This is a genomic window from Neisseria sp. HMSC061H08 (genome assembly GCF_001836795.1).
Taxonomy (GTDB): Bacteria; Pseudomonadota; Gammaproteobacteria; order Burkholderiales; family Neisseriaceae; genus Neisseria; species Neisseria subflava_A.
Window position 1 is genome coordinate 71,104 of the sequence record NZ_KV830580.1, and the last position, 14,484, is coordinate 85,587.

Below are 14,484 nucleotides of genomic sequence, written 5' to 3' on the forward strand. Positions count from 1 at the left end.
TCCACCATGCTCACCTTCCAACAAATTATTTTCAAATTACAAAACTACTGGGCAGACAAAGGCTGCACCGTTATCCAACCTTTCGATATGGAAGTCGGTGCCGGTACTTCCCATCCTGCCACTTGTCTGCGCGCGTTAGGCCCAGAGCCTTGGTTTGCCGCTTACGTTCAACCCAGCCGCCGCCCCAAAGACGGCCGCTACGGCGACAACCCCAACCGCTTGCAACACTACTATCAATTCCAAGTTGCGCTCAAACCAGCTCCCGCCAATATTCAAGACCTCTACCTCGACTCACTGCGCGAATTGGGTATCGACCCTAAAGTACACGACATCCGTTTTGTCGAAGACGACTGGGAAAACCCTACTCTCGGCGCTTGGGGTTTGGGTTGGGAAGTTTGGCTCAACGGCATGGAAGTAACCCAATTCACCTACTTCCAACAAGTCGGCGGTATCGACTGCTCCCCTGTACTTGGTGAAATCACCTACGGTATCGAGCGTCTCGCCATGTATCTGCAAGGCGTGGAAAACGTGTACGACCTTGTTTGGGCAAAAACCCTTGATGGCAACATCGTCACTTACGGCGACGTTTATCATCAAAACGAAGTCGAACAATCCACCTACAACTTCGAATACAGCGATGCCGATTGGCTCTTGCGCCAATTCAACGACTATGAAGAACAAGCCAAACGCCTACTTGCAGTTGAGGACACCAGTCTTGCCCTGCCTGCTTACGAGCTTGTACTCAAAGCCGGCCATACGTTCAACCTCTTGGATGCACGCGGCGCCATTTCCGTTACCGAACGCGCAACCTACATCGGCCGTATTCGTGCGCTGAGCCGTATCGTTGCTCAAAAATTCGTTGAAAGCCGCGAGAAACTGGGCTTCCCATTGCTTAAAAACCAATAAGTCCGCACATACTTACCACGCCGCCCTTTGATGCATTCAAGTGGCGGCGTTTCTATTTTCAGACGACCTTAACGTCGATGCCATCGCAAACACTTCCTGCCTGCTTTCAGGTAAAATAAGCCCTTTATTACATAAACCGTCTGAAAACATGAGTTCATCCTCTTCTGCAAAAACGCCCTTTTTCTTACTTTCCCTCGTTGCCATCATTCTTGACCAACTGAGCAAATGGGAAATCTTGAAACACTTTACCGAAGGCGAACGCCTCAATATCATTCCAGACTTTTTTGACCTGACGCTTGCCTATAATCCAGGCGCGGCATTCAGCTTTTTGGCCGACCAAGGCGGCTGGCAAAAATTCTTCTTTTTAGGTCTGGCCGTCGTCATCAGCCTGTATTTGGCCCGTGCCATCTGGCGCGATGAGTTTGGACGCTGGGGCAAACTGGGGGCAGCCATGATTATCGGCGGCGCAATTGGTAATGTGGTTGACCGTCTGATTCACGGCCACGTTGTCGATTTTCTGCTTTTCTATTGGCAAAACTGGTTCTATCCCGCATTTAACATTGCCGACAGCTTTATCTGCGTTGGCGCAGTTTGCTTGGTAATAGACGGTTTGCTGCACAAAAAAACACCTTCAAACGACACAAGGGCCGTCTGAAAACGGAACACACATGACTCAAAAAACCATTATCCTTGCCAATCCACGCGGCTTCTGTGCCGGTGTTGACCGTGCCATCAGCATTGTTGAACGTGCACTCGAAGAGTTCGGCGCGCCCATTTACGTCCGCCATGAAGTCGTTCACAACAAATTCGTCGTGGATAATCTTCGGGCAAAAGGTGCCGTATTTGTCGATGACTTGGCGGATGTCCCAAGGGGTGCCACGCTGATTTACTCGGCTCACGGCGTATCCAAAGCCGTACAGGAAGAAGCGGCACAACGCGGTTTCCGCGTTTTTGATGCCACTTGCCCTTTGGTAACCAAAGTCCACAAAGAAGTAGCCCGCCTCGATGCCCAAGATTACGAAATCATCATGATTGGCCACAAAGGCCACGTCGAAGTAGAAGGCACGATGGGACAGCTGCCCCCGGGTAAAATGTTTTTGGTTGAGACAGTGGAAGATGTGGCCGGGCTGAACGTCAAAAACCCTGACAAGCTAGCCTACGTGAGCCAAACCACTTTATCGGTGGACGAAACCAAAGACATCATTGCAGCTTTGAATCAACGCTTCCCCAATATCCGCAATCCGCACAAAGAAGACATCTGCTACGCCACAACCAACCGCCAAACTGCCGTTAAAGAATTGGCGGAAGAATGCGACCTCGTGATTGTTGTCGGCTCGCCCAACTCTTCCAACAGCAACCGCTTGCGTGAAGTAGCCGCATTGCGCGGAGTCGATGCCTATATGGTCGATAATGCTTCCTATCTGAAAAAAGAATGGTTTGAAAACAAAACCAAGGTCGGTGTTACTGCCGGCGCATCCGCTCCCGAAGTCTTGGTTCGAGAAGTCTTACAAACCATTCAAGATTGGGGACATGAGACCATACGTGAAGGAGAAGGCGCAGAAGAAAGCATTGTATTTGTCTTACCTAAAGAATTACGTCGCGAGGGTGAAAACAAACAAATTCTCAATAAAGGGTAGGCTTGTTATTTGCTTTATTTGAAAACTTAAGGCCGTCTGAAAATTTTCAGACGGCCTTAAGTTTATTTTACTAATAAAAAAGACCTGCCTTAAAGGCAGGTCTTTTCATACATTATCCTGATTATTTCTCAGGAGTGTGTTGCTGACGACGCAAGATTGCCGGAATTTCAAAGTCATCCAGTACAGACTGGTTGCTGAAATCAGCCGCAGTCAGATTCATAGAACGGATATTGCGGTTGGTACGAACCAGGCTTTCAGCGCTGCTTTGGCTTTGAGCTTGAGGTGCTTCTTCCGCACCGCGTACCAATTGTTGGGTACGGGCAGCAGCACGCAGTTGGTTGTCAGTACCGTTTTCTTTCAAGCCGGTAGCAATAATGGTAATACGGATAGCGTCTTCGCTCATGCTCTCGTCTTCGGCAGCACCAAATTTGCATTCCACTTCAGGGTGTGCATTTTGGTTGACGATGCGCATAATCTCGTTGAACTCAGACATTTTCAGGCAACCAGGAGCAGTGGTAATGTTTACCAATACACCGCGTGCACCATCCAAAGTAACATTATCCAAGAGCGGGCTGGAGATAGCTTGATCAGTAGCCAAACGTGCACGGTCGATACCTTGCGCAAAACCTGAACCCATCATGGCGATACCTCGATTGCTCATCACGGTTTTCACGTCGGCGAAGTCCAAGTTGATCATGTCGCTCGGGCAAGTCACCACTTCGGAAATACCGGCAACCGCATCACGCAATACATTGTCGGCCGCACGGAAAGCTTCGCGCATGGTCACGTCTTCGCCCAAGGCAGTCATCAATTTGTCGTTCGGGATAATAATCAGGGAGTCAACGCGCTCTTTGAGCTGATCCAAACCTGCTTGAGCGATATGTACGCGTTTGCCTTCGTAAGCAAACGGACGGGTTACAACCGCAACGGTCAGAATACCCATTTCTTTAGCGATTTCAGCCACAACAGGAGCAGAGCCGGTACCTGTACCGCCACCCATACCGGTAGTGATGAACAACATGTTTGCACCGCGGATGGCATCTTCGATGGCTTCGCGATCTTCTTGAGCTGCGGCGCGGCCGATTTCAGGATTTGCACCAGCGCCCAAACCGCGAGTCAGGTTTGTACCCAATTGAATGCGTTTAGCCGCATTGTTTTTAGCCAATGATTGCGCATCGGTATTGGCACTGATGAACTCAACACCATGAATAGTGTTGGCAACCATGTTGTTGATGGCATTACAGCCGCCGCCACCCAAACCGATAACTTTAATAACAGCAGGGCTTGTTGCTGATTCTGCTACGTCGTAAACAAATTCCATTCAATAATCCTCCGCGCCCCGCTTTATAAGGACGGTTCAAAAATAACTTATTATCCGTATTATATAAGAAGTATCCTGATACTGGCAAAAATCTTCTTATCATCCGACTGTCGGCGTTATATTTTTACTACAATTTTTAACAGAAAATATACAAGTTTTAAATTATTCACTTAGCAATTATTTAAAACCGTTTAATTCTACTTAAATATTCAGGACAAACGGATTTTACACCGCCTGCCCTGAACGCTTTTATCAGAAATTGTCTCTGAAGAATCTTTGGATTTTTTCCCACAGACCCATTTTTTTGCCTGAATCATTCAGGGCAATCGCACCGGTTCGGCTGGTTTGCTCACCCTCTTCGGCAGCATAGGCCGTCTGAAGTAGGCCGATTGCTGTTGAATAGCGTGGATTGCGGATACGCTCGGATACGCCGCCCATTTCTTGTGGAACACCAATACGCGCCGGCAGGTTGAAGACTTCTTCCGCCAACTCAACAATGCCGGTCAACATAGAGGCACCACCGGTCAAAACGATACCGGAAGTCAACACTTCTTCTGGGAAGCCGGAACGGCGCAATTCGTTCAGCGTCAATTCCAAAATCTCTTCTACGCGCGGACCGATGATTTCAGCCAATACGCGGCGTGAAATTTGACGTGATTGACGGTCGCCAACGCTAGGAACTTCAATCATTTCATCCAAGCCGTCCATAGTCGGAATGGCGGCACCGTAATGGATTTTGATGTACTCGGCGGCACTGTGCGGCGTACGCAGGGCTTGCGCCAAGTCTTTGGTAATCAAATCGCCGGCAACGGGAATAACCGCGGTATGGCGGATTGCGCCATTGGTATAAACCGCGATGTCGGTCGTACCGCCGCCGATATCGATGACGCACACGCCCAAATCTTTTTCGTCTTCAGTCAAAACGGCGTGACCGCTTGCCAAAGGCTGAAGCATGATTTGATCCATTTGCAGGCCGCAGCGTTGGATACATTTTTGGATATTTTGCAACGCAGTGTTCGCACCGGTAATGATGTGTACACGGGTATCCAAACGCACGCCACTCATGCCGATAGGCTCTTTCACACCAGGTTGGTTGTCGATGATATACTCTTGAACCACGGTATGCAAAATGTTGTGATCAGGCGGAATATTGATGGCTTTGGCCGTTTCGATGGCACGATCAATGTCGGCTTGCGATACTTCGCCATCTTTAATTTTGACCACGCCTTGTGAGTTCAGGCTGCGGATATGGTTACCGGCAATACCGGTAACAACGTGGGAAATTTTGGTATCTGCCATCAACTCGGCATCTTCTACCGCCTGACGAATGGCTTGCGCGGTAGCGTCGATATTGGTCACCATACCTGCACGCAGGCCGCGTGAAGGACTTTGGCCCAAGCCGACAATGTGGATTTCATTATCTTCCCGAATCTCGCCGATTAAGGCGATGACCTTGGACGTACCAATGTCTAAGGCACTGATATATTTATTTTGTTGTTGTTCCATAATTGCTCGTTCGCTATGTTGTCTGACTGACGGTTTGATTATTTTTGAAACAAGATTGCTTCACGTCTAATCGGCTATTCACTGTCGGAAGGGTTTTCAGACGGCCTGTAACGGACTGAAAAACCATCCTTATAACGCATATCGACATACTCGATACGACTTTGTTTTTTACGCAGCAGCGACGGCCAAATCTGGGCAAACTGCTGCAAACGTTTGATTTCGTTTTCACGCCCCAAGCGCACGGTAATGCCGTTGTTCAATACAAGCAGCCATGCCGAACGCGGCGTGTAGATCAATTCTTTGATGGTCAGTTTCAACGGACTCAAAATACCGGAAAAGTCCGCATAATGTTTGACCATGTCTTTGCCTGTCCCCTGCTGCCCTTCAAATATAGGCAGGTCCTGTTTCAGGCTTGCGGCAAACACATTACCCTTACTGTCCACCAAGCCGCCAGCGCGCCAGTATGCAACCGGCACACGCTCGGTCAGGATAATTTCCACGGTTTCCGGAAAACGGCGGCGCACCATTGCCGAGTCAATCCAAGGCAACTCCTGAAAAGCGGCCTGCGCCGAATCAATATCGGCGCGGAACATATTGCCCCTGATATGCTCTCGTGCAACAGTTTGCAATTCTTTGCCGGAAGCATATTTCAGCTTGCCCTGAATGGCAATCTGTTTCACAGGGAAATATTTGGAATTGTAAAGCCAAGCTATGCCCGAACCTATCAGCAGAAAGGCCATCAGCAACAATAGCCGGCGGGTCAGCCGACCCAGTGCGCCTGCATCATCCCACATGAGCGGTCTTCAAAATCTCAATACATAAATCAGCAAAATCTACGCCGGTATGGGCTGCAGATTTTGGCACCAAACTATGACTGGTCATACCGGGCAAGGTATTGATCTCCAAAAGATACAGCTTACCGTCCGTATCTTTCAGGAAGTCCACGCGCGAACAGCCGTCCGCACCAATCGCCTGCGCGCCACGCACGGCCAGTTCGCGCATCAGGTTTTCCTCCGCCTCGCTCAAATCTTCCGACGGGCATTGATAAACCGTATCGTCGCGGTTGTATTTGGCTTCGTAATCGTAAAACTCGGTAGCCGGAATAATATGAATGCTCGGCAGTCCTTTGCCATTCAATACTGGGCAAGAATACTCGCCGCCGCCGATAAAGCGTTCGGCAATAATTTCGCCCTGCAAATGTTTCAATTCTTCGTAAACGCTTTTCAGACGGCCTTTTTCTTTAACTTTTACCACACCGACGCTGCTGCCTTCCGCGGCGGGTTTCACAAACATCGGCAGGCCCAATTTTTCTTCAACGGCATCAAAGTCGCTGTCGTCATGCAATACAGCAAACTCAGGAACAGGCAAACCCACGGCCTGCCAAATCAGTTTGCAGCGGTATTTGTCCATACCCAGCGCGGAAGCGGCCACACCGCTGCCGGTATAAGGAATACCCATCAGTTCCAATGCGCCCTGAATCGCGCCATCCTCACCGAAAGTGCCGTGCAAAATATTGAAGGCCGTCTGGAACCCTTGGGTTTTCAATTCAGACAACGGGGTTTCTTTGGGGTCGAACGCATGGGCATCGACGCCTTTGCTTTTCAAGGCAGCCAAAATAGCGGCGCCGCTGTCCAGAGAAACTTCGCGCTCGCTGGAGAAGCCACCCATCAACACGGCCACTTTGCCAAAATTCTGCATAATTTCTACTTTCTTAAATACTGATACAGGCCGTCTGAAATATTGTTCAGACGACCTATGTGTCCTCAAAGGCAAATATGCCTGTTTATTATGATTGTTTCGACAATTCCACCAATGCAGACGGAACGCGGTTGATGCTGCCGGCACCCATATTCAACACGACATCGCCGTCTTGCAAAACATTCAGCAGCATTTGCGGCAGGTCGGCAACGTTTTCGCAGTAAATCGGCTCAAGTTTGCCCAATACGCGGATGGCGCGTGCCAAGGCGCGGGAATCGGCTGCGGCAATCGGCTCTTCGCCTGCGGCATAAACTTCGGTCAACACCAGCGCATCAACGGTATTGAGGACTTTGGTAAAGTCTTCAAATAAATCGCGCGTGCGGGTATAGCGGTGCGGTTGGAAAGCCAAGACCAAGCGTTTTTCAGGGTATGCGCCGCGTGCGGCGGCCAGAGTTGCCGCCATTTCGACAGGATGGTGCCCATAATCGTCCACCAGCAGCGCGGTTCCGCCGTTTGGCAATTTGATGTCGCCATATTTTTGGAAACGGCGGCCAACGCCTTCAAAGCCGAGCAAGCCTTTTTGAATGGCTTCAACCGATGCGCCAACTTCCAGCGCAACGCCGATAGCCGCCAACGCATTGAGGACGTTGTGGCGGCCGGGCATATTCAAAACAACCTCAAACGGCTCTTGCTCATGTCCTTTCATTTGAACATGAACGGTAAATTTCATTTGTGCGCCGACGTTTTCAATATCGGTCGCGTAGATATCGGCAGTATCGTCCAAGCCGTAAGTGGCGTAAGGTTTGCTGATTTTCGGCAAAATCGCGCGGACGTGTTCGCTGTCGATACACAAAAAGGCTTTGCCGTAGAACGGCATACGGTGGATAAAATCGACAAACGCCTGATGCAGTTTCTCAACGCTGTGGCCGTAAGTGTCCATATGGTCTTCGTCGATATTGGTTACGACGGACATAATCGGCGTCAGATACAGAAAAGAAGCATCGGATTCGTCGGCTTCGGCAACAATGTATTCGCCTTTACCCAAACGGGCGTTGGTACCAGCGGCGTTGAGTTTGCCGCCGATAACAAAAGTCGGGTCGAGTCCTGCCGCGCCGAGAATAGAAGCAGTCAGGCTGGTGGTTGTAGTTTTACCGTGCGTACCGGCAATGGCGATGCCGTCGCGGAAGCGCATCAATTCTGCCAACATCAGCGCGCGCGGAATCACGGGAATCTGCTGCTCCAGCGCAGCGACGACTTCGGGATTGTCTTTTTTGACGGCGGTAGAAGTAACAACTACGTCGGCGCCATTGACGTGTTCGGCAGTATGGCCGGGATAAACTTGGATGCCGAGAGCGCTCAAATGCTCGGTAACGGCATTACGCGCCTGATCCGAACCGGAAACTTTAAAGCCCAAATTGTGTAAAACTTCGGCAATACCGCTCATGCCGACGCCGCCGATCCCGACAAAATGGATGTTGGTCACTCGATTTTTCATCATAATGTTGCGTTCCGGTTGGTTTTTAGTGCGTAAAGGCGTTATTTTAAAGGGCTATCCGCTTCTGCGCTATGCTTTTATTGTAAAGGAATTTTAACAAAAGCAATAAAGGCCGTCTGAAACGCCGTTAATCAACTTTTCAGACGGCCTTGAACAAAGTCTGCCTACTTATTCGGTACAGGATATGGCAATTTCCGCCACATCGTCCGCACTGTGCGGCAACGCCAAGGTACGGGCATTTTTCGCCCATTTCAGGCATTTTTCACGGTTTAATCCGCCGAGGATTTCGGCCAGTTTTTCTGCTGTCAGTTGAGTTTGCGGCAGCAGTAAACCAGCTTCGGCCTGCACCATAAAACGCGCATTGGCTGTTTGATGGTCGTCCACCGCGTGCGGATACGGCACCAGCAACGCACCCAAACCGGCAGCTGTCAGCTCGGCAATCGTCAGCGCGCCGGCACGGCAAATTACCAAATCGGCATCACGGTAGGCAGACACCATATCGGTAATAAATTCGACGCACTCGGCTTGCACACCCAACGCATCGTAATCCGCCTGCAGATTGCCCAATTTATTGCGGCCGGACTGATGATACATTTGCGGACGGGCCTCCTCAGGCAACAATGCCAAAGCTTGCGGAACAGTTTTATTCAACACATCCGCACCCAAACTGCCGCCCACCACCAAAACTTTCAGACGGCCTTGACGGTTTTCAAAGCGTTCTTCAGGAACAGGCAATGCTGCAATATCGGCACGGACAGGATTACCTACCAATCCGCCTTCATGTTGAAAGGCTTTGGGGAAAGCATACAGAACACGTTTTGCCCAGCGCGACAGTTGGCGGTTGGACAAACCGGCTACGGCGTTTTGCTCGTGAATCACAATCGGCACCCCGGAAATTTTTGCCGCCAAGCCGCCGGGGAAAGTCACGAAACCGCCAAAACCGATAACACACTCGACACGGTGTTTCTTAATAATCTGCTGCGCCGCGCGGACGGTTTTATACAGCGTAAACGGCAACATCAGCTTACGCTTGATGCCATTGCCGCGGATGCCTTTAATGGCCAGCGTTTCCAAGCGTATGCCGTATTGCGGCACGATGCGCTCTTCCATCGAATCCTGACTGCCCAGCCAAATCACATGATGGCCGCGCTTTTGCAGCGACTCGGCAACCGCCAATGCAGGGAAAATATGGCCGCCCGTACCGCCGGCCATCAGCATAAAAGTTTTACCGCTCATGGTTTTACTCCACCGAATAACCGCGCATTTTTTGGCGGTTTTCATAATCAATGCGCAATAACAAAGTAACGCACACCAGCATGATAAAGACAGCCGAACCGCCGTAAGACATAAACGGCAAAGTCAGGCCTTTAGTGGGCAGGATACCGATGTTTACACCGATATTGAAGAAACTTTGAATACCAATCCAAATACCGATGCCGTTGGCAATGTACGCGCTGAACATCAGGCCCGAATCACGCGCCTGTTTGCCGATGGAAAATGCGCGCCACACCAGCCAGCCGTAGCAGAACACCAAAACCAGCATCCCTAAAAAGCCGAATTCTTCGCCGATGACGGCAAAAATAAAGTCCGTGTGCGCTTCCGGCAGATAGAAACGTTTTTCCAAACTTGCGCCCAAGCCCTCGCCAAACCAGCCGCCGCGCGCAATCGCCATCAAAGAATGCGTCAGCTGATAGCCTTTACCCAAAGGATCGCTCCACGGATCCAAAAACGCCGCCACACGCGCCATGCGGTAAGGCGCGGCCAAAATCAGCAAACCCATACCGCTCACAACGGTCGCCACCAATACGGCAAAATACTTCCACGGGAAGCCTGCCAAAAACAGCATACCCATGGTAATCACGACAATCACGACAAACGAGCCGAAATCCGGCTGCCCCATAATCAAAACCAAACCGACCGCCACCGACATAATCGGCAGAATCAGGGTTTTAAACTTACGGAAGCGTTCCTTCACCCTTACCCAAGCTTCACTTTTAAAAGGGCTGCACACCAAATCGCCAATACCGGTAAACAAAGACGACCAACCCAAAGAATCCAAATCGCGCAACATTTCTTCACGGCGCGTAAACAGGCTGGACAAATACAAAACCGTTGCCAATTTGAAAAACTCGGTTGGCTGCAAGTTGAGCGGTCCGATATGAATCCAGCGCGTCGCGCCGTTAATCTCACGGCCGACAAACAAAACCAGCAACAACAGCAAACCGGAAATGACAAAATAAAACGGAATAATCCGCCGCCAAAAGCTCATCTTCAGCAAGAAAAGCGGCAAGCACATGGCCACCGTAAACAGGATAAACATTGCCTGCTTGGACACAAAAGAAAACTGGCTGCCCCCATCCGATGCCGCATATGCAATAGAGGCTGAATAAATCATTACCAAGCTGAAGGTCGTCATCAAAACGACCATCCACAAGAGAGAAACATCAAACTTCCGACCATCGCGCGCAATCGGCCGGTCAAGCATTTTGGAAAGACTAATCATGAAAACATCCGTAACGGCTTGAATAAAATATTCAGACGGCCTGCAAATGGGCAAGAGGCCGTCTGAAAAAATGAATTAACGTTATTTTAAAGGTTTATTTCCAAACCAACAATTCAGAATCTACGGTTAGAAAAGAGAAAACGTGTTGACCTATCTTGAGGGATGACGAGCGGTTTGTTTGAGATAAAACCCCGGCATCAAATCCCCTACCCTGCCGAGTTTTCAGACGGCCTGACAAACAATCGACTACCCGTTCCAACCTGCCCCATCACTTCAACAGGCACAAAACCTACGGCAGAATTTCAATTTCCGCATTGTGCTTTACGCTGCGGTAGAGTTCGTCGATTTCCTCGTCCGTTACCGCGATGCAGCCGTTGGTCCAGTCTTTTTGCAGGTGTTTTTTGCCGATAAAACCCCAGCCGTTTTTCATGCCGTGGATTTTAATCAGCCCGCCCGGGCTTTTGCCTTGTGCCGCAGCGTAGGCTTTGTCGGCTTCGTTGGGATAGGAAACGCCGAGGTTTTTATGGTAGCCGCTGTTGGGATTACGCTCATTGATGCGGTATTTCCCTTCGGGCGTTTTGTCGTCGCCTTCAAACTGCTTATGCCCGACCGGCTGCTTGCCCAACGAAATGGGATAGGTTTTCAGCAACCTGCCTTGCGAGTACGCCGACATGGTGCGCTTGCTTTTATGTACGACCAATCTGTCGATAACGGCATCTTCAGGCAACGGCGCTCCGCTTGGCTCGGCAACGGTTATCGTGGAACGAATCGGCGCGGCAAACCAAAATACTAAAGCGGCGACAGCCGAAAACACGACTGCTGCCAAGCCGATCTTCAAACCCACTTTCATCTTTCAGACGGCCTTACAAAGCTTTGAACGCCTCGATAAACACTTCCGAACGGTGCGCATAGCCTTTAAACATATCGAAGCTCGCACAAGCTGGGCTGAGCAACACGATATCGCCCGCTTCGGCTCGGGCATATGCCGTCTGAACCGCTTCTTCCAAAGTGGCGCAATCGGTCATATTCAGACCGCAGCCGTCCAAATCGCGGCGGATTTGCGGCGCATCGACACCAATCAGGAACACGCCTTTTGCCTTGCCGGCAAGCGCATCGCGCAATGGCGTGAAGTCCTGCCCTTTGCCCATGCCGCCCAAAATCACGAAGAGCGGATTTTGCAAACCGGCAATCGCGGCGGCGGTCGCGCCGACGTTTGTGCCTTTGCTGTCGTCGATGAATACCACGCCGTTTTTCTCGCCGATTTTTTCCACGCGGTGCGGCAAGCCTTGGAAGGTTTTAACGTGTTCGAGCAATGCTTCTCGCGGCAAACCGATAGCCTCGCACAAAGCCACGGCAGCCATAACGTTGGCGGCGTTGTGCAAGCCTTGCAGCGGGATGTCTTGCGTGGCAATCAAATCTTCATCGCCTTGTTTCAGACGGCCTGTCTCGCGTTCCAACCAAAAATCGGCTTCGTGTTCCAACGAAAACCATTTCACCTCGCGCCCGGCACGTTTCATCGCACGGCAGAACGCATCGTCCGCATTCAAAACCTGCACGCCATCGCCACGGAAAATCTTGTCCTTGGTATGCGCATAGTCGAGCAAGTCGTCGTAGCGGTCGAGATGGTCTTCGGAGATGTTCAGCACCGTCGCCGCAGTCGGGCGCAGGCTTTCAGTGTTTTCCAGTTGGAAGCTGGAAAGCTCCAACACCCACACATCAGCCTTCTTGCCTTCGCGCTGCAATTCCGCCTCCAAAACCGGCGTACCGATATTGCCCGCGATAACGGTATCTAGCCCGCACTTGATGCAGAGATAGCCGACCAGGCTCGTTACCGTGGTTTTGCCGTTGCTGCCGGTAATCGCAATCACCTTGTCGCCGCGGCGGTTCACAATGTCCGCCAGCAATTCGATGTCGCCCAACACGCGCCCGCCGTTTTGCTTGAACGCCTCGATATCCGGCTGCCGCTCGCTGATGCCGGGACTGAGCGCCAGAATATCGAAACCGTTGTCCAGCGCATCTTTCAGACGACCCGTGTAAAACACCAACCCGTCAAACATCTTGCCGATTTGCGACACGCGCTCCGGTTTTAACTCCGCATCATAAGCAGCAACCTCCGCGCCGTTTTTGCGCAGGTAGGCAATCATGGAAATACCCGTGCCGCCGAGTCCGGCGACGAGGATTTTTTTGTTTTGGAAAGTCATTTTGGTTTTGTCCTAAAACAAATCATATTGGGCAGGAAGAGTCTGCTCCTGCTCAAGCCGCTTTCAGACGGCATCACGAGCTGTTCAATAACCCAGCTTCAAACGGCGGTAATTGTCGCAGCCTTTTGGGTATCCGTTTTGACACGCCTTGCCAAACAATTCTTGGGCAAGGGCAAGGTCTTGGCGCACGCCGCGTCCTTCGGCATACATCCCACCCAAATTATTTTGGGCTTCTGCAACCCCTTGTTCCGCTGCTTTGCGATACCACTGCACTGCCTGTGCATAGTCTTGACGGACTCCTTGCCCATTGGCATACATCACACCCAAATTATTTTGGGCTTCTGCATGCCCTTGTTCTGCCGCATTGCGATACCACTGCACTGCCTGTGCATCGTCTTGACGGACTCCTTGCCCGTTGGCATACATCCCACCCAAATTAACTTGGGCTTCAGCATGCCCTTGTTCTGCCGCATTGCGATACCACTGCACTGCCTGTGCATAGTCTTGACGGACTCCTTGTCCATTTTCATACATCACGCCCAAACTATATTGGGCTTGGGCAAGCCCTTGTTCTGCCGCATTGCGATACCACTGCACTGCCTGTGTATAGTCTTGACGGACTCCTAGCCCATCGACATACATCACGCCCAAACTATATTGGGCTTGGGCAAGCCCTTGTTCTGCTGCATTGCGATACCACTGCACTGCCTGTGTATAGTCTTGACGGACTCCTAGCCCATCGACATACATCACGCCCAAACTATATTGGGCTTGGGCAAGCCCTTGTTCTGCCGCATTGCGATACCACTGCACTGCCTGTGCATAGTCTTGACGGACTCCTCGCCCATCGGCATACGCCAAACCCAAATTATATTGAGCATTGACAAATCCTTGTTCTGCCGCATTGCGATACCACTGCACTGCCTGTGTATAGTCTTGACGGACTCCTCGCCCGTTGACATACATACAACCCAAATTATATTGAGCATTGACAAATCCTTGTTCTGCAGCCTTGAGAAACCACTGCACCGCCTCTGCATAGTCTTGACAGACGCCTTGCCCACTGCCATACATCACGCCCAAATTATATTGGGCTTTGGCATGCCCTTGTTCTGCAGCCTTGAGAAACCACTGCACCGCCTCTGCATAGTCTTGACGGACGCCTTGCCCACTGCCATACATAAGGCCCAAATTATTTTGGGCTTGGGCATTCCCTT

Annotated in this window: 13 protein-coding genes; 3 read left to right on the forward strand and 10 right to left on the reverse strand. The window is 50.8% G+C overall.

Going from position 1 to position 14,484, the window contains the following annotated elements:
- Window positions 1-6: 6 nt before the first annotated feature.
- From glyQ to ispH, 3 genes are all read left to right on the forward strand, one after another.
- Window positions 7-906, forward strand: coding sequence for a glycine--tRNA ligase subunit alpha (glyQ, locus tag HMPREF2675_RS08150; protein WP_003685919.1), 900 nt, complete (start codon window positions 7-9; stop codon window positions 904-906).
- 148 nt (window positions 907-1,054) lie between these two features.
- Window positions 1,055-1,561, forward strand: a complete 507-nt coding sequence (gene lspA / locus HMPREF2675_RS08155) for a signal peptidase II (RefSeq protein WP_070814676.1) — start codon at window positions 1,055-1,057, stop codon at window positions 1,559-1,561.
- Between the two features lie 13 nt (window positions 1,562-1,574).
- Complete coding sequence (gene ispH, locus HMPREF2675_RS08160; protein WP_003748306.1) at window positions 1,575-2,543, forward strand: 4-hydroxy-3-methylbut-2-enyl diphosphate reductase; 969 nt, start codon at window positions 1,575-1,577, stop codon at window positions 2,541-2,543.
- Between the two features lie 121 nt (window positions 2,544-2,664).
- Here the strand turns inward: ispH and ftsZ are convergent, their stop codons facing one another.
- The 10 genes from ftsZ to HMPREF2675_RS08210 form a co-directional block, all read right to left on the reverse strand.
- Window positions 2,665-3,864 (reverse strand): cell division protein FtsZ, encoded by a 1,200-nt coding sequence (gene ftsZ, locus HMPREF2675_RS08165; RefSeq protein WP_003748303.1) that lies wholly within the window; start codon window positions 3,862-3,864, stop codon window positions 2,665-2,667.
- 252 nt (window positions 3,865-4,116) lie between these two features.
- The gene (gene ftsA / locus HMPREF2675_RS08170; protein ID WP_003682483.1) at window positions 4,117-5,370 is read right to left on the reverse strand and encodes a cell division protein FtsA; all 1,254 of its coding nucleotides are present in this window, start codon (window positions 5,368-5,370) and stop codon (window positions 4,117-4,119) included.
- Window positions 5,371-5,444: 74 nt separating this feature from the next.
- Complete coding sequence (locus HMPREF2675_RS08175; RefSeq protein ID WP_070814677.1) at window positions 5,445-6,164, reverse strand: cell division protein FtsQ/DivIB; 720 nt, start codon at window positions 6,162-6,164, stop codon at window positions 5,445-5,447.
- Window positions 6,154-7,068 carry a D-alanine--D-alanine ligase gene (locus HMPREF2675_RS08180; protein WP_003748301.1) on the reverse strand — a complete coding sequence of 305 codons (915 nt, stop codon included), beginning with the start codon at window positions 7,066-7,068 and terminating at the stop codon, window positions 6,154-6,156. The genes HMPREF2675_RS08175 and HMPREF2675_RS08180 overlap by 11 nt, the downstream gene beginning before the upstream one ends.
- 88 nt (window positions 7,069-7,156) lie before the next feature.
- Complete coding sequence (gene murC, locus HMPREF2675_RS08185; RefSeq protein WP_036493406.1) at window positions 7,157-8,566, reverse strand: UDP-N-acetylmuramate--L-alanine ligase; 1,410 nt, start codon at window positions 8,564-8,566, stop codon at window positions 7,157-7,159.
- A 165-nt stretch (window positions 8,567-8,731) separates the two neighbouring features.
- Window positions 8,732-9,799 carry an undecaprenyldiphospho-muramoylpentapeptide beta-N-acetylglucosaminyltransferase gene (gene murG, locus HMPREF2675_RS08190; protein WP_070765628.1) on the reverse strand — a complete coding sequence of 356 codons (1,068 nt, stop codon included), beginning with the start codon at window positions 9,797-9,799 and terminating at the stop codon, window positions 8,732-8,734.
- 4 nt (window positions 9,800-9,803) lie between these two features.
- Window positions 9,804-11,066 (reverse strand): FtsW/RodA/SpoVE family cell cycle protein, encoded by a 1,263-nt coding sequence (locus HMPREF2675_RS08195; protein ID WP_036493408.1) that lies wholly within the window; start codon window positions 11,064-11,066, stop codon window positions 9,804-9,806.
- Window positions 11,067-11,355: 289 nt separating this feature from the next.
- Window positions 11,356-11,916: a L,D-transpeptidase family protein gene (locus HMPREF2675_RS08200; protein ID WP_070814678.1), complete on the reverse strand. Its 561-nt coding sequence runs from the start codon at window positions 11,914-11,916 to the stop codon at window positions 11,356-11,358.
- Window positions 11,917-11,929: 13 nt separating this feature from the next.
- Entirely contained in the window at window positions 11,930-13,267 is a 1,338-nt protein-coding gene (gene murD / locus HMPREF2675_RS08205) for a UDP-N-acetylmuramoyl-L-alanine--D-glutamate ligase (RefSeq protein ID WP_070814679.1), read from the reverse strand.
- Between the two features lie 84 nt (window positions 13,268-13,351).
- Entirely contained in the window at window positions 13,352-14,449 is a 1,098-nt protein-coding gene (locus tag HMPREF2675_RS08210) for an SEL1-like repeat protein (protein WP_083323904.1), read from the reverse strand.
- Between the last annotated feature and the right edge of the window lie 35 nt (window positions 14,450-14,484).

Coding starts and splice junctions, on each gene's coding strand:
- glyQ (WP_003685919.1), top strand. CDS start 7: ATGCTCACCTTCCAACAAATTATTTTCAAATTACAAAACTACTGGGCA.
- ftsA (WP_003682483.1), bottom strand. CDS start 5,370: ATGGAACAACAACAAAATAAATATATCAGTGCCTTAGACATTGGTACG.
- HMPREF2675_RS08200 (WP_070814678.1), bottom strand. CDS start 11,916: ATGAAAGTGGGTTTGAAGATCGGCTTGGCAGCAGTCGTGTTTTCGGCT.
- murC (WP_036493406.1), bottom strand. CDS start 8,566: ATGATGAAAAATCGAGTGACCAACATCCATTTTGTCGGGATCGGCGGC.
- HMPREF2675_RS08175 (WP_070814677.1), bottom strand. CDS start 6,164: ATGTGGGATGATGCAGGCGCACTGGGTCGGCTGACCCGCCGGCTATTG.
- HMPREF2675_RS08195 (WP_036493408.1), bottom strand. CDS start 11,066: ATGATTAGTCTTTCCAAAATGCTTGACCGGCCGATTGCGCGCGATGGT.
- HMPREF2675_RS08180 (WP_003748301.1), bottom strand. CDS start 7,068: ATGCAGAATTTTGGCAAAGTGGCCGTGTTGATGGGTGGCTTCTCCAGC.
- murG (WP_070765628.1), bottom strand. CDS start 9,799: ATGAGCGGTAAAACTTTTATGCTGATGGCCGGCGGTACGGGCGGCCAT.
- murD (WP_070814679.1), bottom strand. CDS start 13,267: ATGACTTTCCAAAACAAAAAAATCCTCGTCGCCGGACTCGGCGGCACG.
- ispH (WP_003748306.1), top strand. CDS start 1,575: ATGACTCAAAAAACCATTATCCTTGCCAATCCACGCGGCTTCTGTGCC.
- lspA (WP_070814676.1), top strand. CDS start 1,055: ATGAGTTCATCCTCTTCTGCAAAAACGCCCTTTTTCTTACTTTCCCTC.
- ftsZ (WP_003748303.1), bottom strand. CDS start 3,864: ATGGAATTTGTTTACGACGTAGCAGAATCAGCAACAAGCCCTGCTGTT.
- HMPREF2675_RS08210 (WP_083323904.1), bottom strand. CDS start 14,449: ATGTATGGCAGTGGGCAAGGCGTCCGTCAAGACTATGCAGAGGCGGTG.